Source organism: Microcoleus sp. PH2017_05_CCC_O_A, from assembly GCF_020738785.1.
In the GTDB taxonomy this organism is placed as follows: Bacteria; Cyanobacteriota; Cyanobacteriia; order Cyanobacteriales; family Microcoleaceae; genus Microcoleus.
In genome coordinates, this window is record NZ_JAEQCB010000324.1 from 1 (window position 1) to 1161 (window position 1161).

The following is a 1161-nucleotide window of genomic DNA, read 5'->3' on the forward strand; positions in this document are numbered from 1 at the left end:
ATTGAGTCTATGGCTACTTTTGATTTCCTAATGATGTTTGCCGCACCGTTAACATCTGCATTCAGAATTGATTTCTGAGCAGAACGGTATAAACCTCGTTTAATTCTTTTACCAGACGGTTGCCAATTGTCGGGTTTTTCACCAACTTTCACTGGCAGTATGTCTCGATCCAAGAAGCTAGCTTTTGAGGTGTAGGATTCGTCTTGCTCTACAAATCTCCATCCTCTGAGAGCGCACTCTTGTTGTAGTCTATCTTTGACTTTAGCTGTGGGTATTTGGACAAAGTTTTGATTAGTGTTTTTTCCCATATTTACTTCTTGCTTCTGTCCTTTATTCCAACCAAAAACTACCACATTGATTTGGTGATTTTCGCAATTCCCTATTATGCTTCTAACTGCTTTATTTACTGCATCTCTCATCCTTCTGGCGCGTGTTTCTGACAACTGTTGCAGTCTTTTTGACAAGAAACCTTTGGGTAACTTGTATTGAGCGTGTGCCGATTGCACTCGCGCTTTTTCCTTATTAAACCACTGGTTCCAAGACTTCAGCTTTCGACCATCAATGATGAAAGGCTTACCATTACTAGAAACACAAGTCAACCAGTTATTGATGCCGTGGTCGATTCCCAAAACCCCTGTTACTTCCAGACTACAACTAGCGGCTTGTTCAGTTAGACTTTCATGGACATACTCAAGCCAGACTTCGCCATTTCTAGGAATTAGCCTGAGTTCTTTAATCTGGCAATCTTTCAGTCTTTCTGGTAAAGTCACCCAGAGAGCATCTGTCCCAAAGTGTTCTTTCCCTTTGGTTCCCAAAGGCAACCGTACCCGATTACCCACTATTTTTAAAGCTTGACCAGGATAGGAAACTTGGTACATCGCCCCTTTAGTTCTGTACTTGGGTAGCCTCGGTTTTTGATTGAGGTCTCCTTTCTTCGCTAACTTTTGTAGGGTTCGGAAAGAGCTAAAGGATTCAGCGACTGATTTTAAAGATTGTTGCGCGACTTGCGAGTAGAGTAAGCCGTAATTCTCGTTGCCTTTGGCAATTTTGTACAAATCTGGGTATTTAATTGCACCTTTGTCCTTAAAGTACCGTTGCCGACTTTCGTAAGTCCCGACATTAAACAGATTGTTTGACCACCTCAACAGTTGCTCGACAATG

The 1161-nt window shown here is 42.0% G+C and carries 1 protein-coding gene; it reads right to left on the reverse strand.

What is annotated here, in order from left to right:
• On the reverse strand, positions 1 to 1160 hold a 1160-nt coding region (locus tag JGK20_RS34355), incomplete at its 3' end, for a transposase (protein WP_293233863.1).
• Position 1161 lies beyond the last annotated feature (1 nt).